Genomic DNA, 20,068 nt, shown 5'->3' on the forward strand with positions numbered 1-20,068 from the left:
ACTACCGTTTACCGCGCCGAACCGGGTCTACTGTCACCCATTCGAGGTACGTCACTCGATCGATCAAGTTGCGCGGCAAGTGCGACAGATCGGGCGTTCCGCATTACCGATCATGGATTCTCTGCGCCACAATGACGCCACCAGCGCTCCATACCGCCTTTGTGACGCACAGGCGGACGCCGCAGCCGCAAAGGGAGACCCGGTGTCGTCAGCCGAGAAGGACGATCCGCTGAAGCGGATCGTCCAGACCATCCTCAAGACCGTGCGCTGGGCTCTATTGATTTTCCTGCCTGCCATCACCGCCGGGTTCGCCGGGTTCGCCGGCATGAAGAGCGGAGAGACAAGAAGGAACTTCATCATAGCCGCGATATCGTCAGCGGCGATGCTGTCGATCTTGAACGTGTATCGGGAGTATCGGACGAACCGAAAGGTCAAGGGTGCACGTTCCCAGAAGAGGCTCCTCGTAAAGAAGCTGGGCAAAGCCGGGCAGCCGCTGGTACTGCAATTGAACCGTGTCGTCGAGGCGTCGAACAACACCGAGCGCGAGACCCGCGTCGAAACCCTGGTGGAGAAGGTCACCGAGATCGCGGCCGAGCAATGCGGAAAGCTCTCGGAGGTGGAGTGCGAGGCCCGAGCCACGTTCTACAGGTTCACCGATCCGGACAAGCTGGAGAAGCAGCATTGGTCGGGCCGACCAGGACGAACCCCACGCGCTGATTTCGTGATCAACAGAAGTCGGGCCGACAAGGTTGTCGTGGAAGCCGCGCACGGCGAGGATTACATCCTGATCAGAGACATCGACAGGGCACCGCCCGAGCACTTCTCGGACTATCAGGGGCGTACGTACAAGTCGTTCATCATGGTTCCGGTTCGCAACCGATCCGGAAGTTTTGGATTCCTTGCCGTCGACTCGGACGCTGCGGACAGCCTGTCGGACGCAGATGTGAGCTACGTGCAGCTCATGGCCGGGCTGCTCGCGACGGCATTCACGTTGCTGCAGATCAGCAACAAGAGCCGTACCGCGAAGCCCAGCGTTCCACAGCAGCCCACCATGCCTTGAAGGTCTCTCGGGAAAACGTTGAGGAGTGTGAGATGAAACTCGCGTCACCGCCGCCCCAGCGGAACCGGTCCGGATTCCTGGGATCAGGCACCGGCATTCGGCGTCAACGAGACAACCGCAGCGATGTCTCGTTCGAGACGCAACCACTGGTCTCACGCGACGAGGAGCGCTTCCTGGACGGCGATTTGAACGCCGCCGAGTACCTTTCCAGGGTAAGCGCCGAGCCTCTCTCGGGCGAGCCGTTCAAAAAGACTTCGTATCAGCGGATCGAATTGTTCCTCAGCCTGACGCTCTGCATCGCCGGGCTAGCCTTCTTCTTCAACGCGACGAAGCTTTTCACCGACGGCGGCGATCTCGCTCTGCTCGGGCTTCTGGTAAGCGGGAGCGCCATCCTGCTCTTACAGCTGATCCTGGAACTCCGCAGGCTGCGCCGCCACGGAGGGTTCCACGAGCCTCGCCCTTGATCGTTCAGGCCTCACGCTGGGATGAGTAGATGGCGAGGTTGGTGTAGGCGGCCGACAGGGCCGGGACCGGGACGCCGTGTTTGTCGGCCTCGGCTACGAAGTCGCCCAGGATGGCGTCGGCCTCGACCGGGAGGCCGGCCATCATGTCGCGGTACATCGACGAGGTCATCGGCTGGTCGGTGCCCAGGCCGTTCTGGAGCACCGAGACGGCGGCCGGGCGCGGCGTGTGGCCGGCGGCGGTGGCGATGGCCATGGCCTCGGCGGCTATGCGGGCGCCGAAGGCGTTGCCGCCGGGGGCCCGGTTGATGTCGCCGACCGTGGCTCGCATCAACGTGGTGGCGGCGCCCAGGCTGGCCAGGAAGACCCACTTCTCCCACATGTCCTGGACGATCGTGGCTGAGGCGAAGGCGTCGAACTCGGCGCCGCTCAGCGCCTCCTCGACGTCGGGGCGCTCGCTGCCGTCGAGCGAGCCGAAGCTCAGCCTGTGCAGGCCGGTCATCTGGACCACGTCGCCGTCGGCGTTCAGGCCGGCGTGGATCATGCAGACGCCGCCCCAGGCGCGGGACGGGCCGAAGGCGCCCACCAGCTCGTCGACGTGCCGCATGCCGTTCAGCAGCGGGATGACGACCGTGCCGGGGCCGACCGCGGGCGCCAGGTCGACCATCGCCTGCTCGAGGCCGTAGCTCTTCACGGCGATGACCACGATGTCGTACGGGCCGTCGATCTGCCCGGCGGTCACGGTCCGCGGCCGTACGGTCGTCGTGTCGTCCGGTCCGATGATCTTCAGGCCGCGGGAGCTGAGGGCCGCCGCGCGCGGCGGCCGGACCAGGAACGTGACGTCCCGGCCGGCCGCCGCGAGACGGCCGCCGAAGTAGCCGCCGGTCGCGCCGGCGCCGACGAAGAGGATGCGCACGTTACGAGCCTAGAAGCTCGTCGTCGAAGCACCACTTCCAATTCTCACCCGGCTCGAACGAGCGCATCACCGGATGGCCGGCCTCCTGATGGTGGGCGGACATGTGCCGTCGCGGCGACGAGTCGCAGCAGGCCACCTTGCCGCAGTTGAGGCATTTACGCAGGTGGACCCAGTCGTGATGGCCGGCGGCCACGCACTCGGGGCAGCCATCCTCGTACGCCGACTGGGGCGCCGGGTCGCCGGACTCCTTGAGGTGCAGGCAGGTCAATCTTCACTCCGTGTCAGCTGGGACTCTTCCAGGTCGAGATCGCGCTGGGCGCGGGTCAGCACCTCCTCGGGGATGCGGCCCTCGTTGCGGGCCACCTTGAACACGCGCCGCTCCGCGCTGATCATCTCGCGCCGCAGCCGACCGTACGCCGCCGACGGCGTCTCCTGCTGCTGATTGCCCAGCCGCTCCCACGCGTTGTTGGACCGGCTGTCGACCAGGGCGCGCAGCCGGTCGACGACCGAGGCGGGCGCGCCGTCGGCGTGTTCCTCCAGCGCTTCGAGCGCGGCCCGGCTCGCCTGATGCTGCACTCCGGCCTCGGCCAGCGCGTCCTCGGTGCTGGTGTCCTCGCGGACCTTCAGCACCCGGGCCAGCCACGGCAGCGTCGTTCCCTGCAGCAGCAGCGTGACCACGATCACCACGAAGGCGACGAAGATGAACAGGTCACGGGGATAGTCGGGCACCCCGTTCTCGCCGGGCAGCGGCAGGGTCTGCGCCGCGGCCAGCGTCACCACGCCGCGCATGCCGGCCCACGAGATGACGGTCGGCACCGCGGCCGGCGGCCGTTCCTCGCGGTTGCGGACCTTCGGCAGGAGCCGGGCCAGATAGGTCGCCGGGTACATCCACACGAACCTCATCAGGATCACCACCAGCACGACGGCGGCGGTCACCTGGATGGTCGTGCCGACCGGCGTCTCGATGCTCTCGCCGATGCTGCGCAGCTGGAGGCCGACCATGAGGAAGACCACGCCCTCGAGCAGGAAGTTGATCATCCGCCAGATGGCGTCCATCTGCAGGCGCGAGGTGGCCGACAGCAGATACGGGCGGCGGTGGCCGAGATAGAGGCCGGCGATCACCACGGCCACGACGCTGGAGCTGTGCACCTCCTCAGCGATGATCACCACGACGAACGGCGTGAGCAAGGACACGGCGTCGTCGAGCAGCGAGTCCTCGATCTTGCGGTGCAGCTTGGCCGCCAGGAACGCCGCCACGAAGCCGATCAGCAGGCCGCCGCCGGCCTTGAGCGCCACCTCGCCCGCGATCGGCCAGAAGCCGACCGCCGCCCCGGCCAGCGCGCCGACCGAGATGCGGACCATCACCAGGGCGGTGGCGTCGTTGAGCAGGCTCTCGCCCTCGAGGATCGTCACCACCCGGCGCGGCAGGCCGACCCGGCGCGCGATGGCCGTGGCCGACACGGCGTCGGGCGGGGCCACAACCGCGCCGAGAGCGACGCAGGCGGCGTACGGAATCTCGGGAATCAGCAGGTGAACGACGGTGCCGACGGCGAACGCGGTGACCAGCACCAGTCCGACCGCGAGCAGCAGGATGGGGCGCAGGGCCCGGCGGAACGCGGGCACCGAGGTCTCCAGCGCGGCCACGTAGAGCAGCGGCGGCAGGATGCCGATCAGCACCAGTTCGGGCTCGAGATGGGCCTCGGGGAAACCGGGGACGTACGACAGCGCGAGGCCGGCCACCAACAGCACGAGGGGCGCGACGAACCCCAGGCGGCGGGCCAGAGCGGCGCCGACCACCGAGATCGCCACCAACACGACCACGTCGACGATGCTCTCCATGGGCCGAAGCTTATAAGTACTCGTGCTCACGACCCGATCACGCTCGTACGGCAGGCTGTCGCCCATGAATGTGGGAATAACCGGGATCGCGTACGCCCTGCCGGCCCGCGAGGTCACCACGGCCGAGCTGCAGCGGCGGGTCGCACCGAAGCTGCCGCCGCGGATGTTCGAACAGGCGACCGGGATCACCCGGCGCCGGGTGGCGGCCGACGACGAGTACGCGTCGGATCTGGCTCTCGACGCCGCGACCAAGGTGCTGGCCGAGACCGGCCGCGATCCGCTCGACATCGACCTGCTGCTGTTCGCCAGCGCCACCCGCGACATGGCCGAGCCGGCGACCGCGCATGTGGTGCAGGCCGCGCTGGGCAGCCGGGCCCACGCGCTCGACGTCACGAACGCCTGCAACAGCTTCCTCAACGGCATCGACCTGGCCCGCTCGATGATTTTGGCCGGGCGGGCCCGCACCGCGCTGGTCGTCACCGGCGAGACGCCGACCCGGGCCATGCGCCCGGCGCTGACGAGCCTGTCCCAGGCCCGGACGGCGCTGGCCGGCTACACCTTCGGCGACGCCGGGGCGGCCGTGCTGGTCGAGCCGGTGGCCACCGGCGGCATCGTGGACGTGGACGCCGAGACCCATTCCGAGCACTGGACCGTCGGCGGCATCTTCGGCGGCGGCTCCCGGCATCCCCGGGGCGACGAGCACACGTATTTCAGTGGCGACGGCCGCCGCCTCCGGGCCGTCTTCGAGGAGATCGGCCCCGGTCTCATCTCCCGCGTGATGAAGCGTTTCAACCACTCATGGGCGGATTATGCGCGCGTCCTGGTGCATCAGGTGACCCTGCCGTATCTGTCGCGCTTCGTGGAAGTCACCGGCGTCCCCGAGGACAAGCTCGTCGTCACCGTCGATGAGCTCGGCAATATGGCCTCGGCCTCGCTGGGCGTACAGCTGGCCCGGATATATCCGGACTTGAACCCGGGCGATCGCGTGTTGTTCGTCGGGCTCGGCGGCGGCGTGAGCCTCATGACCATGGTGTGGGAGGTCTCATGAGCGGGCCGCTCTGGGTGGTCGTGCCCGCGTACAACGAAGAAAGCCGGATCAGAGCGACTCTGGATGCTTTGGCGGCACAGACCGACACCCACTTCACTCTGCTGGTCGTCGACAACAACTCCACCGACGGCACGGCAGCGGTGGTCAAGGGCTTCAAAGCGCCTTTCCCGGTACGGCTGCTGGTCGAGACCGACAAGGGCGTCGGTTGCGCGGTCGACACCGGTTTCCGGCACGCCATCGCCGAAGGGGCCGCGTTCCTGGCTCGTACGGACGCCGACTGTATCCCCGCCCCCGGCTGGGTCGCCGCCGCCCGGAAAGCGCTGACCACGAGCAACGGCATGGCCTGCGGCAAGATCACGGCCCGTTCCGACGAGCACGGCCCCCTCGGCCGCGCCTTCTTCCGCCTGCTGGTCGTCCTGGCCGCCTTCTTCGGCCGCGTCCGGCCGGCCCACCGCAAACCGGAGTTCAAGGCCCCGTACCGCATGCACGCCGGCAACAACATGGCCATCACCGCCGAGCTCTACGAGGCCTGCGGCGGCATGCCCCGGCGCCCCTCCCCCACCGACCGCACCTTCCTCAACCGGGTCCGGCGCACCACCCACGCCATCACCCACAGCCGCGAGATGGTGGTCGCCAATTCGACCAGGCGGATCCGGGCGTACGGCGTCATGGGCACCGCCAAGTGGTATCTGGACCGGGGAAGCGGCCTCCGGACGGCGGACCCCCGCTGATGCTCACCGAACTCCTCGATTCCCTGCACGAGGGTGACGACCGCCCCGCCCTGCCCGGCGCCACCCGCGGCGAGCTGGCCGGGCTCGTGCGCGGCTATGCCGTCGCGCTGGCCGATCTCGACCCCGGCGACACCATCGCCCTGGCCGTACGTCCGGGGCCGCGCTCCTTGGCGACACTGCTGGCCGCGTACCACTTGGGTCTTCGCGTCGCCGTGCTGGACCCAACCGCCGGACCGGACGTCCTGCGGGCCCGCCTGGCCCTCGCCGCGCCCAAGCTCGTGCTGGCCGACGCCGCCGCCCAGGCCGTGGCCGGATGGGCCGCCCGCCTCGCCCGGCGCGCCCACCTCGCCCTTCCCGAGCTCGGCGCGATTGCGCCGGTGCGAACCATCGGCCGCCGGCTTCCCGGTTCGCCGCCGGCACTGCGCCCCCTTCCGGGCCGTCTCCCCCGGCGGTACGAGGGTGACGGTGACGCCGTCATCGTCTTCACCTCGGGCACGACGAGCCGGCCCAGAGCCGTGGTGCACACCCGCCGCTCCCTCTCGGCCGGGATGACGGCCGTCCGCGACCTGGTACGCCCCGTGCCCGGCGCCCCGGTGCTGGGCGGCACGTTCTTCGTGCTGGTGCCGTCGCTGGCGGCCGGAGCGCCGGTGGCCTTCCCGTCGCGGCGTTCCCTGCCCCGCCAGATCCGGGAGCTGAACCCACAGGCCACCTATCTGACCCCACCGCAGATCCGGGCCGCCCTGGCCGACGGCGCCCGGTTCACCGGCCGCGTCTACAGCGGGTCGGCGCCTGTGAGCGCCTCGCTGCTGTCGGCGGTGCGCCGCTCGGGGGCGGCCGAGGCGTGGGGCGTCTACGCGCTGACCGAGGTCTTCCCGGCGGCCGCCGTGGAGGAATCGGAGAAGGCCGCCTTCACCGGCGACGGCGATCTGGTCGGCACGCTGCTGCCGGGCGTGACCGCCCGGGTCGGCGACGACGGTCAGCTTCTCCTCGCGGGACCGACGGCGGCCGGGCGCTATCTGGGCGAGGAGCCCTTCGCGTGGGTGGCGACCGGCGACATCGGCCGGGTCCTGGAGGATCGCTCGGTGGTGCTGGGCGGCCGCGCGAAGGACATGATCCTGCGCGGGGCCGAGAACATCTATCCGGGCCTGTACGAGCCGTCGCTGCACGTTCCGGGCGTGGAGCTGGCCCTGCTGGTCGGGGTTCCGGCCGGTGACGGCGACGAACAGGTGGTGGCCGTGGTGCAGACCTCGGCCGGGGCCGACGAGCGGGTGGTGCGGGCGTCCCTCCGTGATCCGCTGGCCCGGATGGGCTCGGCCCGCCCCGACCGGCTGGTCTTCGCCCCGATCCCCCTGGCCGGGCGCTCCCGGAAACCCGACCGCCGGGCCGCGGCGGCGCTGGCGGCCCGACGATGACTAATGCTCGCCGCCGTGATCGGCGGGTCTATCTGAGCAGCCATCCGGTCCTCTTCGCGCTGCTGGCCGCCACCCGCCGCCGGCCGGCGCTGCGGATCGGGGGCACTGTGCTGGTGCACGACCGCGAGGCGTACCGGAAGGCTCTGACCAAAGTCCCCCTGGACCGCACCGCCGACGGCACGACCGGCGGGGCCGCGGGGTCGCTGGCGGGCCGCGGCGCCCTCTTCGACGAGCACGGCGAGGAGCACCGCGACGCGCGCCGCGACACCGCCGACCGGCTGGGCGCGGCCGGGGTGGCCCGGCTCCGCCCGATCTGGACCGCCTTGCTGGCCGACCGCCTCCCCGCCCTGGCCGCCGGAGAACACCTCGACCTGGTACCTCTCTCGGCGGAGATCGCCGGGGCGACCGCGGCCGCCCTCCTGAAGATCGACGTAGACCCGATGACGCTGGCGTCGGCCGCGCAGCGGGCCGCCGCCGCGGCGGCCCGAGCCCACCTGCCCGGCATGGCGCGCCGGGGAGCCGGACGATCGGCCGAAGCGGCCGCCGCCCAGCTGCTCGATCTGCTCGCGACACCCGATCGCGACGCGGCGCTCGCGGCGATGCTGGCCGTGGCCGCGATCAACACCACCGTGGCCGCCATTCCCCGGGCGGTGGCCTGGGCCTGCGACGCCGGCCTGTGGGAACACGCCTCGTCCCCGGCCCTGGCCGGCGAACTGTTGCGGGTCACCGCGCCCACTCCCCTGCTGCCGCGGGTGGCCGCGGCCGGGGCCGAGGTCGGCGGGTGCCCGGTCCGGCCGGGTGACCGCATGCTGCTGATCGCCCGGCACGCGGCCGGCGCGCATCGCACCGACCCCTGTCCCGCTCACCCCGCCCCGGCGCAGACGGCACAACTCGTCTTCGGCGCCGGTCCGCACGCCTGCCCGGGCGCTCGTCTCGCCCGCACCCAGATGGAGGACGTCCTGGCCGCCCTGGCCCCCTACCGGCCCGCCGTCGTGCGGGCCCGGGCCGACCGCCGTTCCGCCCTGCCGGGCTGGCGTTCCCTCACCATCCGGGCCACCAGCCCGCAACCGGTGCGCGGCTCTTCCGCCGCCGCACGCTCGATTCCGCGACAACGCCCGCGCGAGCACCCAGCCGTGCCCGACCCGCTCCTCCGGCAACGCCCGCACGAGCGGCCAACCATGCCCGCGGCGCATGCGAGCGATGAGACCGGCGCGGGTGACGCGCCATGAGGGTCGCGGTGACAGGCGCCAGTGGCTTCTGCGGGTCGGCGGTGGCCCGGCTCGCGGCGGCGGAAGGGCACGCGGTGAGCTGTCACGGGCGGCGGCCCGGCCCCGTCGGGCGCCACCACGACTGGGACGCCACGCGGGACGTGCCCGACTTCTCCGGCGCCGATGTGGTGGTTCATCTGGCGGCCGCCGTCGGGGACTCGCGGCGCGGCGACTTCCACGGCGTGAACGTCGAAGGAACCAGGCGGCTGCTGGCCGCCGCCGGCGACCGGCCCGTGGTGTGGGTCAGCAGCGCCAGCGTCTATCGGCCCGGCCCCTACGACGGCCCGGTCACCGAGGATCGGCCCACCGACCGGCAGCGGACCGCGTACGGGCGTACCAAGGCCGCCGGTGAACGCCTCGCCCTCGACGCCGGGAAGGTCGTGCTGCGGCCCCGCGCCGTCTACGGGGACGGCGACCCTCATCTGCTGCCGCGGCTGCGGCGGACCGTGCGCGGCGGCCGCGCCTGGCTGCCGGGGCCCGATGTTCCGCTGAGCCTGACCGCCGTCGGCAACCTCGCCGCCGCCTGCCTGACCGCCGTCCGCTGGGAGGCCGGGGCCTACAACATCGCCGACGACGTCGTCTACCGGCGGGACGCGGCCGTCGAGGCCGTGCTCGGGGTGCCCGTGCGGCATGTGCCCACCGGAGCCGCGCGGGCGGTCGCCGCGGTGAGCTCGTTGCGGCGGGAGCCGGTTCTCACCCCGTACTCCATCGATCAGGTCACCGACGGCCTGGTCCTGGACATCGGGCGGGCTCTCACGCGGGGCTACGCCCCGGTCACGAGGTTGTGCTGACCACCTGGGAGCGGGCGACGGTCTTGGCGATCGTGCCGTCGCTGCCGAGGCGCGTGGTGACGGCGTCGACCGAGAACTCGTAGCGGGTCGAGCGGTCGAGCCCGGTGACCGTGGCGCTCATCATCTCGCAGGCGGGGCCCGGCGTGACGACCGTCCAGCCGACGTCGCGCTGCTCGCCCAGCATGGCGTCGTGGCTGATCGCGGTGACCCGGTAGTCGACCAGGTTGTCGCCGCCCGGGTTGAACCAGGTGACGGTGGCCGAGGTGGCTCCCGTGACGGCGGTGGCGCCGTTGACCGGGTTCTGCTTGTTCGGCGGGCACGAGTACGAGCCGGTGGGGGTGGGCGCCGGCGTGGTGCTCGGCAGCGGCAGGAAGCCCGTGGGGAACGGGGTCGCGGTCGACTTCGCGCCGGTCACGACCGGGGACGGGGTCGCGCTGCCCTCGGCCACGACGACCCAGGACTGGCCGTCGGCCGCCTTCTCGGCGTCCTTGGCGCTGTCGCCGCCGCCGCACGCGGCCAGCAGCGGCAGCAGCGCGAACGTGCCCAGTCCCATCGTGCCCAGCCAACGACGACGCACTCGCAGCCCTCCGTCCGGTCGGTTCCCCGTTCAGGGGTTCCGTTCGGCCGGTGGCGGCCGCTGCTTAGCGGCGCCTGTAGAGCTCGCGGGTGCGTACGGCCAAATTCTTTGTCGCCGCCGAGTTGGCCCACGTGCCCAGCACCATGGCCGCGCCCGGGATCATCTTGGCGAAGATCTTCTTGGCGCTCTGTACGCCGGCCATGCCCGCGAGCTTGACGCCCAGCCGGACCATGGCGCCGCTGAGCGGACGGCCGGTCGCACCACCGAGCAGGCGCACCGCCCGCTCACGGCCGGCCGCGACGCCGAGGGCGACCCGGGCGGTCTGCGCGACCTTGTGCACACGCTGGAGAACCAGCAGGTCGGTGGCGCGCTCGGGGGCTGTCGGATCGTGGTCGTAGGCGGCGGCGACATGCAGCACCATGCGAGCCTGGTTCCAGGCGAGGACGCCGACGTCGAGGACCGCGCCGGGCAGGCCGGTGGCGCCTGAGACGGCCCCGGAGATGCGGGCGAGGGTGGTGAACCTCTTGATCGCCAGGTCGGCGAGCTGGTCGGGGGTCAGCTCGGGGTGGTCGGCGCGGGTCATGCGCACCCACTCGGCGGCCTCGGGTCCGAGGCGGCGTACGGCTTCGAGGGCGAGGTGCTCCGGCGAATACTGCGGGTCGGCCTTCATGCGCGACCAGAGCGAGCCGGGGGGTTCGGCGGTTTCGGCGAGTACGGGACGTTGCGGGGCTTCGGTCACAGATCGCTCCGAGGGGGGAAGGGAACGTTCCCGTGCCATTGTGCCGTGCGGATGCACGTGCACGCGAGACCTGATCTTCAGTTGTGCCTTGTCCGAGATCTTCTCTGCCCGAAGGTCAGGGGCGCATCACCGATTCGGTACGTTTTTCATGTGTTGACGGGCACATGCCGGTCGCACGGAATGAAACGCGCGGCAGGCTTGTTCGCACGGGTTACCGCTTTGACCCACAACAGGAGGCGTTCGACGTGCTCGACCCACACGAGCTGTACGAGCTGGCCGACGACCTGCCCGAGCTCGACGAGCCGGTCCTGGTCCAGGCGCTCACCGGGTTCGTCGACGCGGGCAGCGCGATCCAGCTGGCCCGGGAAACTCTGCTCGACAGCCTCGAGAGCCGGGTGATCGCGACCTTCGACGTCGACCAGCTCATCGACTACCGCTCCCGCCGCCCACCCATGATCTTCGTCGAGGACCACTGGGAGAGCTACGAGGAGCCGACCCTGGCCCTTCATCTCGTACGTGATCAGCTGGGCACCGAGTTCCTCCTGCTCACCGGCCCCGAGCCCGATCTTCAGTGGGAACGCTTCATCACCGCCGTGGTGGCCCTGACCGAGCGCTTCGGCGTCCGGGTGACGGTCGGGCTGAACGCGATCCCGATGGCCGTGCCGCACACCCGCCCCGGCAGTGTGACCGCCCACGCCACCGACAAGTCGCTGCTGGGCGACCGCGAGCCGTGGCTGCAACGGGTGCAGGTGCCCGGCAGCGTCGGCGGGCTGCTCGAGTTCCGGCTCGGCGAGGCCGGCCACAGCGCCATGGGCTACGCCGCCCACGTGCCGCACTACCTGTCCCAGACGACATATCCGGCCGCGGCCGAGCTGCTGCTCGACTCGCTCTCGTCGGGCACCGGCCTGGCCCTGCCGACCGGCGACCTGCGCGAGGCGTCCCGGGCCGTCCGCGACGACGTCGACAAGCAGATCGCCGACGACGAGCAGGCGACCCGCCTGGTGGCCTCGCTCGAGGCGCAGTACGACGCCTTCCTGCGGGGCCGCGAGACCAACCTGCTCGCCGACACCGACCGTCCGCTGCCTACGGCCGAGGAGCTGGGGGCGGAACTGGAGCGGTTCCTGGCCGAGCAGGGCCGCGATCAGGACTGAAGATCCAATTCAGGACGGTCTGGATCTCCCGGTCCCAGTAGGCCCAGTCGTGATCGCCGGGAGTGAACGCTGAGTCCAGCGTCACTCCCGCGCCGGCGCACGCCTCGATGAAGTGCTGGTTCGGCTTGACCAGATGGTCGTCGGCGCCACAGCGCAGCATCAGCCTCGGCAGTTCCTTCCCGCGCGCGTCACGGACCAGACGCAGCAGGTCGTCGTCGGTCCCTTCGGCCTTGCGGCCGGCGAAGACCCGGTCCATCAGGGCGCGGATGTGCGGCCGGTGGTCGTTCTCCTGGAGGTACGCCACGTCGAGCGCCCCGGAGAGACTGGCGGCGGCCGCGAACCGTTCGGGCTGTCGTAACGCCCACTTGAAGGCGCCGTAGCCGCCCATGGACAACCCGGCGACGTACGTCTCCCGGGGTTGATCGGTGACCTTGAAGAACCGGTGGACGAGCCGCGGGAGCTCGTCGCTGAGGAAGGTCCAGAACTTCATCCCGTACGCCTCGTCGGCGTAGAAACTGCGATGGACCTGCGGCATGACGACGGCGAGCCCGCGCGCGGTCGCGTACCGCTCGATCGACGTGAACCGGGTCCAGGCGGTGTCGTCGTCGGTGAGCCCGTGCAGCAGGTAGAGAAGTGGCGGCGGCTGGGCGCCCTCTTCCGGCAGCACGACCGTCATGGAGGTGCTCAGCTCCAGCGCCTCGGAGGCGAAGTCAACACGGATCAAGGCCATCAGGCGACCGTACTGCGGCGGTGGATGTCGCCATGAAGGCGAGTGCAGAGACAGCGCCTCAGGGTTGGGAATGTCGTACCCGTCGATTAGAATGTATGTACGAAAGAGGCCCTCTGACCTGCTGATCTTCAGCCTGTTTCCGGGTGCTCGAGTTAGGAGATCGACGTGACCTCGTCCGTCCTGAGCGTGCCCTCGACCCACCCCGTGCCCGTCATCCCGCCGTACGCGACCATGTTGGGTTTCACCCGATATGTGACCCGCACCGGCCCGGCCAAGGCCACCTTCGTCGGCGGCCTGCGCCGCGCGCGCGAACGCCGTTCCGGCTTCAACCCGCACGGCCAGCTCGTCAAGGCGCTCAAGGCCGACATCGCCTTCCGTACCGGCGGCAGCTACCTGTCCGGCGTGGTCGATCTGGTCAAGGAGCGCTGGAAGCCCTTGTACGAGTCGGTCAGCGCCGGCGCGAAGACCTACCTGACCTCACTGGGCGACCCGGAGAAGGTAGGCCTGGCACAGACCCGAGACGCCCTGGCCACCGTCGGCCCCTTGGCCGTGAAGATCAACCCCCACTTCGGCCTCCGCTACGAAGACGGCCACCGTGAGGCCGTACGCCTCCACTTCGACGAGGACCCGCCCACCCCCGAGGCCGTGACGGCAACGCTGCACTTGATGGCCCGCCACATGGACCAGATCCTCCCGAACGCCGAGCCGGTCCTGGTAGACCTGCGCCGCGGCACCACCCACCGCATGGACCCTTCCGCCAAGCCCGGCGACATCGAGGCTTGGCTGTCGGGAGAGGCCGCCGCCTTCACCGCCATGTGGGGCGCCCCCGCCTGACCCTTCCACCCACCACCGATCCCGCGGCCGCCCCGGTTCCCGACCGCCCAAGTCCACCGGGGCGGCCGCGCCCCTCTTCCACACACCGCCGCCGTCGTTGCGCGCGCCGCCGCCCTCAGTGCGCGCCGCCGCCTTCGTCACTCTCCTTCGACCGCGCCGCCGCCTTCGTCGCCCTCCTTCGACCGCGACGCCGCCTTCGTCGCCCTCCTTCGACCGCGCCGCCGCCTTCGTCGCCCTCCTTCGACCGCGACGCCGCCCCTCGGCCGGGCGGCGCCTTGCACGGACGGCGGAATTTCGGGGTTTCGGTTGCGGAATGTCTTAGGTGCAGAACGGTTGCGACGATGCTCTCGGTGTACAGCACGGCAGAGGCGCGTCGGGGGGCGTTCGTCATGGGGGCATTCGGTCGAGTAATGGGCCTGGCAGTGGCGGGCGTGGCCGCGGGCACGCTCGTGCAGCCGGTGGCGGCGCGCGCGGCGGTGGGCGCGATGAGTCTTCCCAGCCTGGTCGCCTATGTGCGCGGCGGGGACATCTACGTCAGCAAGGGCGGCTCGGAGAAGCGGCTCACCACCGGCGGGGATCAAGCCCGGCCCCGGTGGGCGCCGGACGGGAAGCAGATCGCCTATCTGAAGGGCGGCCTGCTCTGGGTCATGCGGGAGGACGGCACTGGGCAGCGGCGGCTGACCACCCGGCCGGCCGCGGGGCCCTCCTGGTCGCCGGACGGGAAGTGGATCGCGTTCTCCTCCCTGTCCTGTTCGGGCGGGCCCGGGGTTTACCGGATTGCGGTTAAAGGCAAGGCGCAACCCGAGGTTCTGTTCCCGCGGGACTGTCGCGGTGAGGATCTGCCGGCCGAGCCGGCGCCGGTGACGTCGCGGGCCGGGTCGCTCAGTGAGCGGCTGGCCGGGGACGACGCGGTGGCCTGGTCGCCGGACGGCAAGCAGTTGGCGTTCCGGGGCGGCAACTGCGAGTCGGTCTACGACGCCTGCCTGAGCGTCGGAACCGTGGCCACCGGCGGGGAGCAGACCGTGGCGGCGTACGGGGGCGGGTCGCTGCAGAACCGGGGCTTCGCGGTAGTGCCCAGCTGGCGCCAGGACGGCCGGAAGCTGGCCTGGACCGCCTACCAGGAGGGCGAGACGAAGGCGCAGAACGAGCCGGTGCACCTCGTCGAGTACGACACCACCACGCGGGCCAAGCGAACCATCGGCGGCGCCGGCGATCGCGAGATGGCGTACGTCGACAAGGCCCGCGCCGTGGCCACCGGCCAGAACGCGGGCGGCTCCTGGGTGATGGTCGTCGGCTTGACCGACGGGACACGCAAGCCGTTCCGCTCAGGCTCACAGCCGAGCGTGCAGCCGCTGCGCTGAACCGCCGCCACGGCCCGGCCGGGGGCGCACGGGTGCGAGGGGCGCGACCCGGTACGACGGCAATCCCGCCGCCGCCCGGCCCACGAAGACGCCGGGCTCTGCGGGAGTCGCCGGGCCGGCCGGGTGCTGGGGTGGTGGGCCAGCGGGGCGGCCGCCTGCCGTGGCCGGTGGGGCTAAGCAGGTCGGCGGATGGTGCCGATGAGGGTGTCGACCGGTGGCAACGAGGTTGCGACCGGCCGGCTCTCTGATGGAGGAGTTTCATGAGCGTCTCCGGCCTGGGTACCGCACGGACCCCTCACCCGCCGGTCACCCCCGCGCACCGGGCCTCCCGGGCCGAGAAGCCCGCGGCGCCGAGCAGCGACTTCGACGCGCTGACCGGGAACGACCGGGAGCTGATCTTCCAGGTGACGGGGCAGCGGGTGGGGCTGGGCTTCGATCCGGCCAAGGAGCACCCGACCGCCTTCGCGGCGATCATCGCGGCCGAGCGGGCGGCGGGGCGGCTCGCGCCCGGCCAGGAGGCGTCGGCCCTTTACGTCAAGGACCTCAACCGGCGGTACGAGCGGACCGGCGGCCCCAATCCGGTGGCGCCGTACATGGACAAGGCTCTGGCCTACCTCTCCCAGACGACGGCCGCCCGCCGGATCGACGTCAGCGCCTGAAAAACTGGGGTGGTGCAGGAAGATCACCCACCCATCCGGACCTTTCATCCGCGCCGTGGCCGCATGAGCGCGCGGCACGCCGACGCCCACGCCGAACTGTGGCCACGCATCGGACTGACCGTCGAGGACGGCGACCGTACGCCGCTGGACCTGCCCGAGCTTTTCGGCCGGGACGCGCCGGTGGTGCTGGAGATCGGCTTCGGCATGGGCGACACCACGGCGGCGATGGCGGCGGCCGACCCGGACCGGAGCTATCTGGGCATCGAGGTGCACACGCCGGGCATCGGGAGCCTGCTCGCCCTGGCCGGCGAGCGCGGCCTGACCAACCTGCGGGTGGCCCGCGGCGACGCCATGGAACTCGTCCACCGGCTCGAACCGGGTTCGCTCGCCGCCGTACACATCTTCTTCCCGGATCCGTGGCCCAAGGCAAGGCATCACAAACGCCGTCTCGTACGCCCCGGCAACGTGGCCCTCCTGCGGGAACGGCTGCGCCCGAGCGGCGTGCTGCATTGCGCGACCGACTGGCCGCACTACGCCGAGGCGATGGCGGAGACGCTCGACGCCGATCCGGGCCTGGAACGGCTCGACACCGGCCGGGGCGACCGGCCCGAGACGAAGTTCGAGCGGCGGGGAACCCTGGCGGGCCGGCCGATCGCCGACCTGCGCTACCGCCGCCGCGCCTGACCGGGTGGCGCGAAGCCCGTACAACCGAATTTGCGGCTTTTTGGTTATTGACACCTTATAGGGTGAAGGGAACGGAGGCGGGCCGGAAGGTAGGCGATGCGGCGAGACGACCCTGGCCTGAGCGGCGGAGAGACGGCGCCTGAGCCGACCGCCGGGGCCGGGGGTGGACTGCCGTGGCGACCCGAGGGCCTCTTGCAGCAGGTGGCCGAGTTGCATCGCGGCGTGCTGACCAGCGGGGCCGCCGATCAACTGGCGGCGCTGGTGGCACGGGCCGCGCACGCACCGGTCGGGCTCATCCATTTCGTTCAGGGCGGCAAGCTTCGGCTGTACGGGGGTTACGGGCTCCGGATCCCGTGGGAGGACGTGGCCGACACGCCTCTCGAGGACTCGCTGGCCGGCCTCGTGGTCAGCGGCGACGCCCCGCTGGTGATCGACGACGTGCGGGCCGACGATCGCGTGCCGGCGAACAGCCTGGAATCGAGCGGCGCCTATCTGGGGCATCCCATCCGCGATCAGTCCGGCGCCGTGCTCGGCATCTGCTGCGCGGTCGACGACGAGCCCCGGCAGTGGTCGTCCGCCGACATCGCCTCGGTGGCCGAGGCCGCGCAGGTCAGCACCCTGCTGATCACCGAGCAGCTCAACCGTTACGAGATCGACCGGCAGCGCCGTTTCCTCGACGCCGTCCTGGACAGCCTCCACGACGGGGTCACCGCCTGCGACGAGCAGGGGCGGATCGTTTTCGTCAACGAGCGGATGCGCAAACTGTGGGGCGACAGCGGGCTGTCCGACGAGACGCTCGACCAGCTCACCGACGCCGACGGCAAGCCGATCCGGCGGGCCGACCTGGGCCTCTTCCGAGCGCTGCGCGGCGACCACGTGGCCGACGCCGAGGTGGTGCTGCACGGGCAGCACGGGCGCTCGCGGCACTACCTGGTCGACGCCCACCCGATCGTCGGCCCGGACGGGAGCACCGTCGGCGCGGTCCAGGCCGTACAGGACGTGACCCGGCGGCGCCGGGTGGAGCGGTTCCGCACATGCGAGCTGGCGGTGATCACCGCGCTGGCCGAGGCGCCCAGCATCGAGGCGGCCGGTCCGCGCGTGCTCGAGTCGGTGGTGAGCACCCTCGACTGGGTGCACGCCGAGCTCTGGCTGGTCGACAAGGCGGCCGCGGTGGTGCGCTCGGCGGCCCGATGGAGCGCGCCGGGCTGGCAGGAGGACATCGAGACGCCGGTCGACCTCTCCTACGGCACCGGGCTGGCCGGGCGCTCGTGGCAGGTCGGCAAGCCGCTGTGGATCCGCGACGTGGGCCAGCCGCAGAGCCTGATCTCGGAGGAGACGGCGGCGACGTCGCGGCTGCACACGGCGCTGGCGATCCCGGTGCGGGAGGGATTTGAGACCCTCGGCGTACTCACCGTCTTCGCCGACACGGTCGAGGATCCGGAGGACGAGCTCCTGGCCCTGATGTCGGGCATCGCCGCGCACATCGGCCAGTTCGTCGAGAAGAGGCTGGTCGAGGACCTTCAAAGACAATTGATCCGTACGAAGAACGAGTACCTGGCGCTCGTCGGCCACGAGCTTCGCACGCCGCTGACGTCGATCAGCGCCTATACGGAGCTGCTGCGCGAGGCGGACGAGAAGTCGCTGGTGGCGGACGGCCCCCGCCTGCTGGAAGTGATCGAGCGGAACACGAACTCGCTGCGCGACATCATCAACGAGCTGATGGAGCTGAACGCGCTCGACACCGGTCACGCCGACGTGCAGCTGATGCCGATGGACCTGGCCGAGGTGGTCCGCGACTCGGTGGCCAAGGCGCGGGCCGCGATCGACGGCGCGCCGCTGGTGATCGAGGACGAGGTGCCGGACCAGCTTCTGCTGTCGGGCGACCGCAAACGCCTGCGACAGGTGGTGGACAACCTGCTCGGCAACGCGGTGAAGTACAGCCCGGACGGCGGGCACATCGGGGTGACCCTGCGCGCGACCGGGCACGCGGCCGAACTGGCCGTCTCGGACGCGGGGCTGGGGGTCTCGGACGACGAGCGGGACAAGATGTTCACCGGGCTTTATCGCACGGCCCGCACCCGGGACAAGGCCATCCCGGGCACCGGACTGGGCCTGACGCTGAGCCGGGCGGTGGTCAGCAAACATCACGGCAGCATCGAGCTGGTCGACCACGACGGGCCGGGCTCGACCGTGCTGGTCCGGCTGCCGCTCGTCGCCCGCTGAGAATCAGTCGGCCGGCTCGGCGTTCGCCCGTGTCTCGTTGATGCCGGCGTTGGTGCTGCCGTCGGCCGGGGTCGTGTCGGTGGGCGGCTTGTCCGTGGTGAACTCACCGGCCTCCTCCTTGTCGTCGACGTGCTGGTCGGTGCTGGCGCCGCCCACTGTTTCGTCATCGCTCATGCGACGGCTATACCCACTTTGAGGGGTTCCATGATGCCTTCGCAGCCGATATATTACGCCACGTGGAAACACCGCTGCGGGAACCGACCTTCCTGATCCTGACCGCGCTCGCCGGCGAGCCTCTGCATGGCTATGGCCTCATCACCGAGGTGAGCCGGCTGTCCGGCGGGCGGGTGACGCTGCGGCCGGGCACGCTCTACGGCGCGCTCGACCGGCTCGTCGACGCCGGCCTGGTCGAGGTCGACCACGAGGAGGTGGTCGACAGCAGGCTCCGCCGGTATTACCGGCTCTCGGAGCAGGGCGGCGAGACCCTCGTGGAAGAGACCGAACGCATGCGCCGCAACGTCGAGGCGGCCACCGAACGCCTGCGCAAGATCCCCCGGTTCAACGAAGGATGGGCATGAGCACCCTGGAACGCCGCTATCAGCTCCTGGTCCGGCTCTTCTACCCCGCCGGCTACCGGCACGAGAGGGAGGCCGAGATCGTCGGCACCTACCTCGAGCTCGCGCCGCCCGGCAAGCGACGACCATCCCCGCGCGACGTGGCCGACCTGGCCACCGCCGGGGCGCGACAGCATCTGCGGGCCACCGACGTGACCGAGCTGCGTCCCGGCCTGCGCCTCGCCGGGCTGCTCGCCATGGCGACGGCCACGGCCCTCGCGGCGATCTGGGCGGTAGTCGAGGCGGCTCCGCTGCCGCCCGACATCACATGGGAGATCCCCCGGTTCGGCCCGTTCTCCTCGCTCGGCGTGATCGTGTGGGCGACGTGGCTCCTGGCCGCCTTCATCTTCGTGGTACGTCCACAGTGGTCGCGGGTGTCGATCGGGGTCGCGTTGCTGGCGACGGTGGCCGTGGTGCCGCTGTCCACCGTCACCGAGGTGTACCGGCCGCCGGTCTACGTCCTGCTGCCCCAGTTCGCGCTGGGAGTTCTCGCGCTCGGCGCCGGCCGCCTCCCCCTGATCGAGCGGCTGCTGCCCCTCGCGGCCGGAGCGGCGGCGGCCGCGATCAGCCGGCCCGGGTTCGACTACGCCATCGGCTACCTCGGCGAGTCGGGCATCTACACGATGACGGCGACCGGTCTCATCCTGCTGGCCGTGGCGATCGCGGTCGCGGTGGGCTTCGGGATGACCGGCCGCGCCCGCGGCGGCTGGGCCCTGCTGATCCTGCTCGCCCCGATCGGCCTGATCACGATTCAGGAGCTGACGCGCACGCTGACCGGCAACCTCTACGGCCAGTGGAACACGAACTACTCCTCGCTGGCCGCGACGGCCGTGCTCGTCGTGGCGCTCGGGGCCGGATTGTTGCTCCTGGCCCTCGGGCTTCAGCGGCGGCTGACCGTCCACGATCGTTGCGAGGCGTGCGGCAGCCCGGTCCGGGGCGTCCAGCGCTACGACAAGAGCCGCACCTGAGG

22 protein-coding genes are annotated in these 20,068 nt (G+C 71.1%); 15 read left to right on the top strand and 7 right to left on the bottom strand.

Going from position 1 to position 20,068, the window contains the following annotated elements:
• Positions 1-112: 112 nt before the first annotated feature.
• Positions 113-1,060, top strand: a complete 948-nt coding sequence (locus ACFY36_RS18190; protein WP_499747126.1) for a GAF domain-containing protein — start codon at positions 113-115, stop codon at positions 1,058-1,060.
• A 32-nt stretch (positions 1,061-1,092) separates the two neighbouring features.
• The gene (locus tag ACFY36_RS18195; protein WP_499747127.1) at positions 1,093-1,524 is read left to right on the top strand and encodes a hypothetical protein; all 432 of its coding nucleotides are present in this window, start codon (positions 1,093-1,095) and stop codon (positions 1,522-1,524) included.
• 4 nt (positions 1,525-1,528) lie between these two features.
• On the opposite strand, the gene ACFY36_RS18200 is transcribed toward ACFY36_RS18195, so the two are convergent.
• Genes ACFY36_RS18200 through ACFY36_RS18210 form a run of 3 tightly spaced genes read right to left on the bottom strand, consistent with a single transcriptional unit; the run spans position 1,529 to position 4,276 of the window.
• Entirely contained in the window at positions 1,529-2,437 is a 909-nt protein-coding gene (locus ACFY36_RS18200) for a ketopantoate reductase family protein (protein WP_499747128.1), read from the bottom strand.
• A 1-nt stretch (position 2,438) separates the two neighbouring features.
• A complete protein-coding gene (locus tag ACFY36_RS18205) occupies positions 2,439-2,705 on the bottom strand; it encodes a UBP-type zinc finger domain-containing protein (RefSeq protein ID WP_499747129.1) in 267 nt (88 codons plus the stop codon).
• Entirely contained in the window at positions 2,702-4,276 is a 1,575-nt protein-coding gene (locus tag ACFY36_RS18210; protein WP_499747130.1) for a Na+/H+ antiporter, read from the bottom strand. The genes ACFY36_RS18205 and ACFY36_RS18210 overlap by 4 nt, the downstream gene beginning before the upstream one ends.
• Positions 4,277-4,340: 64 nt before the next feature.
• Between ACFY36_RS18210 and ACFY36_RS18215 the strand changes: the two genes are divergently transcribed.
• From ACFY36_RS18215 to ACFY36_RS18235, 5 genes are read left to right on the top strand one after another with little or no spacing between them, the layout of a single operon-like run.
• Positions 4,341-5,324, top strand: a complete 984-nt coding sequence (locus ACFY36_RS18215) for a 3-oxoacyl-ACP synthase III family protein (RefSeq protein ID WP_499747131.1) — start codon at positions 4,341-4,343, stop codon at positions 5,322-5,324.
• Positions 5,321-6,055 carry a glycosyltransferase family A protein gene (locus ACFY36_RS18220; RefSeq protein WP_499747132.1) on the top strand — a complete coding sequence of 245 codons (735 nt, stop codon included), beginning with the start codon at positions 5,321-5,323 and terminating at the stop codon, positions 6,053-6,055. The genes ACFY36_RS18215 and ACFY36_RS18220 overlap by 4 nt, the downstream gene beginning before the upstream one ends.
• The gene (locus ACFY36_RS18225; RefSeq protein ID WP_499747133.1) at positions 6,055-7,467 is read left to right on the top strand and encodes a class I adenylate-forming enzyme family protein; all 1,413 of its coding nucleotides are present in this window, start codon (positions 6,055-6,057) and stop codon (positions 7,465-7,467) included. The genes ACFY36_RS18220 and ACFY36_RS18225 overlap by 1 nt, the downstream gene beginning before the upstream one ends.
• On the top strand, positions 7,464-8,696 hold the full coding sequence (locus tag ACFY36_RS18230; RefSeq protein WP_499747134.1) for a cytochrome P450: 1,233 nt from the start codon (positions 7,464-7,466) through the stop codon (positions 8,694-8,696). Before ACFY36_RS18225 ends, ACFY36_RS18230 begins: the two co-directional genes overlap by 4 nt.
• Positions 8,693-9,526, top strand: a complete 834-nt coding sequence (locus ACFY36_RS18235; RefSeq protein WP_499747135.1) for an NAD-dependent epimerase/dehydratase family protein — start codon at positions 8,693-8,695, stop codon at positions 9,524-9,526. The genes ACFY36_RS18230 and ACFY36_RS18235 overlap by 4 nt, the downstream gene beginning before the upstream one ends.
• Here the strand turns inward: ACFY36_RS18235 and ACFY36_RS18240 are convergent.
• The gene (locus ACFY36_RS18240; protein WP_499747136.1) at positions 9,510-10,103 is read right to left on the bottom strand and encodes a fibronectin type III domain-containing protein; all 594 of its coding nucleotides are present in this window, start codon (positions 10,101-10,103) and stop codon (positions 9,510-9,512) included. The two genes, ACFY36_RS18235 and ACFY36_RS18240, sit on opposite strands and share 17 nt — an antisense overlap.
• Positions 10,104-10,167: 64 nt before the next feature.
• On the bottom strand, positions 10,168-10,842 hold the full coding sequence (locus tag ACFY36_RS18245; RefSeq protein ID WP_499747137.1) for an EcsC family protein: 675 nt from the start codon (positions 10,840-10,842) through the stop codon (positions 10,168-10,170).
• A gap of 245 nt (positions 10,843-11,087) precedes the next feature.
• Here ACFY36_RS18245 and ACFY36_RS18250 point away from each other — a divergent pair, with 245 nt between their 5' ends.
• Positions 11,088-11,993: a proteasome assembly chaperone family protein gene (locus tag ACFY36_RS18250; RefSeq protein WP_499747138.1), complete on the top strand. Its 906-nt coding sequence runs from the start codon at positions 11,088-11,090 to the stop codon at positions 11,991-11,993.
• Here the strand turns inward: ACFY36_RS18250 and ACFY36_RS18255 are convergent.
• Positions 11,926-12,723 carry an alpha/beta hydrolase gene (locus ACFY36_RS18255; protein WP_499747139.1) on the bottom strand — a complete coding sequence of 266 codons (798 nt, stop codon included), beginning with the start codon at positions 12,721-12,723 and terminating at the stop codon, positions 11,926-11,928. The two genes, ACFY36_RS18250 and ACFY36_RS18255, sit on opposite strands and share 68 nt — an antisense overlap.
• Positions 12,724-12,909: 186 nt before the next feature.
• On the opposite strand from ACFY36_RS18255, the gene ACFY36_RS18260 reads away from it, so the two are divergent.
• The 5 genes from ACFY36_RS18260 (at position 12,910) to ACFY36_RS18280 (ending at position 18,484) form a co-directional block, all read left to right on the top strand.
• A complete protein-coding gene (locus tag ACFY36_RS18260; protein ID WP_499747555.1) occupies positions 12,910-13,557 on the top strand; it encodes a hypothetical protein in 648 nt (215 codons plus the stop codon).
• A 410-nt stretch (positions 13,558-13,967) separates the two neighbouring features.
• The gene (locus ACFY36_RS18265; RefSeq protein ID WP_499747140.1) at positions 13,968-14,918 is read left to right on the top strand and encodes a TolB family protein; all 951 of its coding nucleotides are present in this window, start codon (positions 13,968-13,970) and stop codon (positions 14,916-14,918) included.
• A 260-nt stretch (positions 14,919-15,178) separates the two neighbouring features.
• The gene (locus tag ACFY36_RS18270; protein WP_499747141.1) at positions 15,179-15,577 is read left to right on the top strand and encodes a hypothetical protein; all 399 of its coding nucleotides are present in this window, start codon (positions 15,179-15,181) and stop codon (positions 15,575-15,577) included.
• Positions 15,578-15,640: 63 nt separating this feature from the next.
• Positions 15,641-16,261 carry a tRNA (guanosine(46)-N7)-methyltransferase TrmB gene (gene trmB, locus ACFY36_RS18275; RefSeq protein ID WP_499747142.1) on the top strand — a complete coding sequence of 207 codons (621 nt, stop codon included), beginning with the start codon at positions 15,641-15,643 and terminating at the stop codon, positions 16,259-16,261.
• Positions 16,262-16,357: 96 nt separating this feature from the next.
• Complete coding sequence (locus ACFY36_RS18280) at positions 16,358-18,484, top strand: ATP-binding protein (RefSeq protein WP_499747143.1); 2,127 nt, start codon at positions 16,358-16,360, stop codon at positions 18,482-18,484.
• A 3-nt stretch (positions 18,485-18,487) separates the two neighbouring features.
• Here ACFY36_RS18280 and ACFY36_RS18285 read toward each other — a convergent pair whose 3' ends face one another.
• Positions 18,488-18,658 carry a hypothetical protein gene (locus ACFY36_RS18285; protein ID WP_499747144.1) on the bottom strand — a complete coding sequence of 57 codons (171 nt, stop codon included), beginning with the start codon at positions 18,656-18,658 and terminating at the stop codon, positions 18,488-18,490.
• Between the two features lie 62 nt (positions 18,659-18,720).
• Here ACFY36_RS18285 and ACFY36_RS18290 point away from each other — a divergent pair, with 62 nt between their 5' ends.
• On the top strand, positions 18,721-19,062 hold the full coding sequence (locus ACFY36_RS18290) for a PadR family transcriptional regulator (RefSeq protein ID WP_499747145.1): 342 nt from the start codon (positions 18,721-18,723) through the stop codon (positions 19,060-19,062).
• The gene (locus ACFY36_RS18295; protein ID WP_499747146.1) at positions 19,059-20,066 is read left to right on the top strand and encodes a hypothetical protein; all 1,008 of its coding nucleotides are present in this window, start codon (positions 19,059-19,061) and stop codon (positions 20,064-20,066) included. Before ACFY36_RS18290 ends, ACFY36_RS18295 begins: the two co-directional genes overlap by 4 nt.
• The last annotated feature ends 2 nt before the right edge of the window (positions 20,067-20,068 follow it).

Source organism: Actinoplanes sp. NPDC000266 (genome assembly GCF_042899005.1).
Taxonomy (GTDB): domain Bacteria; phylum Actinomycetota; class Actinomycetes; order Mycobacteriales; family Micromonosporaceae; genus Actinoplanes.

Coding starts and splice junctions, on each gene's coding strand:
- ACFY36_RS18265 (WP_499747140.1), top strand. CDS start 13,968: ATGGGCCTGGCAGTGGCGGGCGTGGCCGCGGGCACGCTCGTGCAGCCG.
- ACFY36_RS18190 (WP_499747126.1), top strand. CDS start 113: ATGGATTCTCTGCGCCACAATGACGCCACCAGCGCTCCATACCGCCTT.
- ACFY36_RS18210 (WP_499747130.1), bottom strand. CDS start 4,276: ATGGAGAGCATCGTCGACGTGGTCGTGTTGGTGGCGATCTCGGTGGTC.
- ACFY36_RS18230 (WP_499747134.1), top strand. CDS start 7,464: ATGACTAATGCTCGCCGCCGTGATCGGCGGGTCTATCTGAGCAGCCAT.
- ACFY36_RS18255 (WP_499747139.1), bottom strand. CDS start 12,723: ATGGCCTTGATCCGTGTTGACTTCGCCTCCGAGGCGCTGGAGCTGAGC.
- ACFY36_RS18280 (WP_499747143.1), top strand. CDS start 16,358: ATGCGGCGAGACGACCCTGGCCTGAGCGGCGGAGAGACGGCGCCTGAG.
- ACFY36_RS18195 (WP_499747127.1), top strand. CDS start 1,093: ATGAAACTCGCGTCACCGCCGCCCCAGCGGAACCGGTCCGGATTCCTG.
- ACFY36_RS18285 (WP_499747144.1), bottom strand. CDS start 18,658: ATGAGCGATGACGAAACAGTGGGCGGCGCCAGCACCGACCAGCACGTC.
- ACFY36_RS18215 (WP_499747131.1), top strand. CDS start 4,341: ATGAATGTGGGAATAACCGGGATCGCGTACGCCCTGCCGGCCCGCGAG.
- ACFY36_RS18235 (WP_499747135.1), top strand. CDS start 8,693: ATGAGGGTCGCGGTGACAGGCGCCAGTGGCTTCTGCGGGTCGGCGGTG.
- ACFY36_RS18220 (WP_499747132.1), top strand. CDS start 5,321: ATGAGCGGGCCGCTCTGGGTGGTCGTGCCCGCGTACAACGAAGAAAGC.
- ACFY36_RS18225 (WP_499747133.1), top strand. CDS start 6,055: ATGCTCACCGAACTCCTCGATTCCCTGCACGAGGGTGACGACCGCCCC.
- ACFY36_RS18270 (WP_499747141.1), top strand. CDS start 15,179: ATGAGCGTCTCCGGCCTGGGTACCGCACGGACCCCTCACCCGCCGGTC.
- trmB (WP_499747142.1), top strand. CDS start 15,641: ATGAGCGCGCGGCACGCCGACGCCCACGCCGAACTGTGGCCACGCATC.
- ACFY36_RS18295 (WP_499747146.1), top strand. CDS start 19,059: ATGAGCACCCTGGAACGCCGCTATCAGCTCCTGGTCCGGCTCTTCTAC.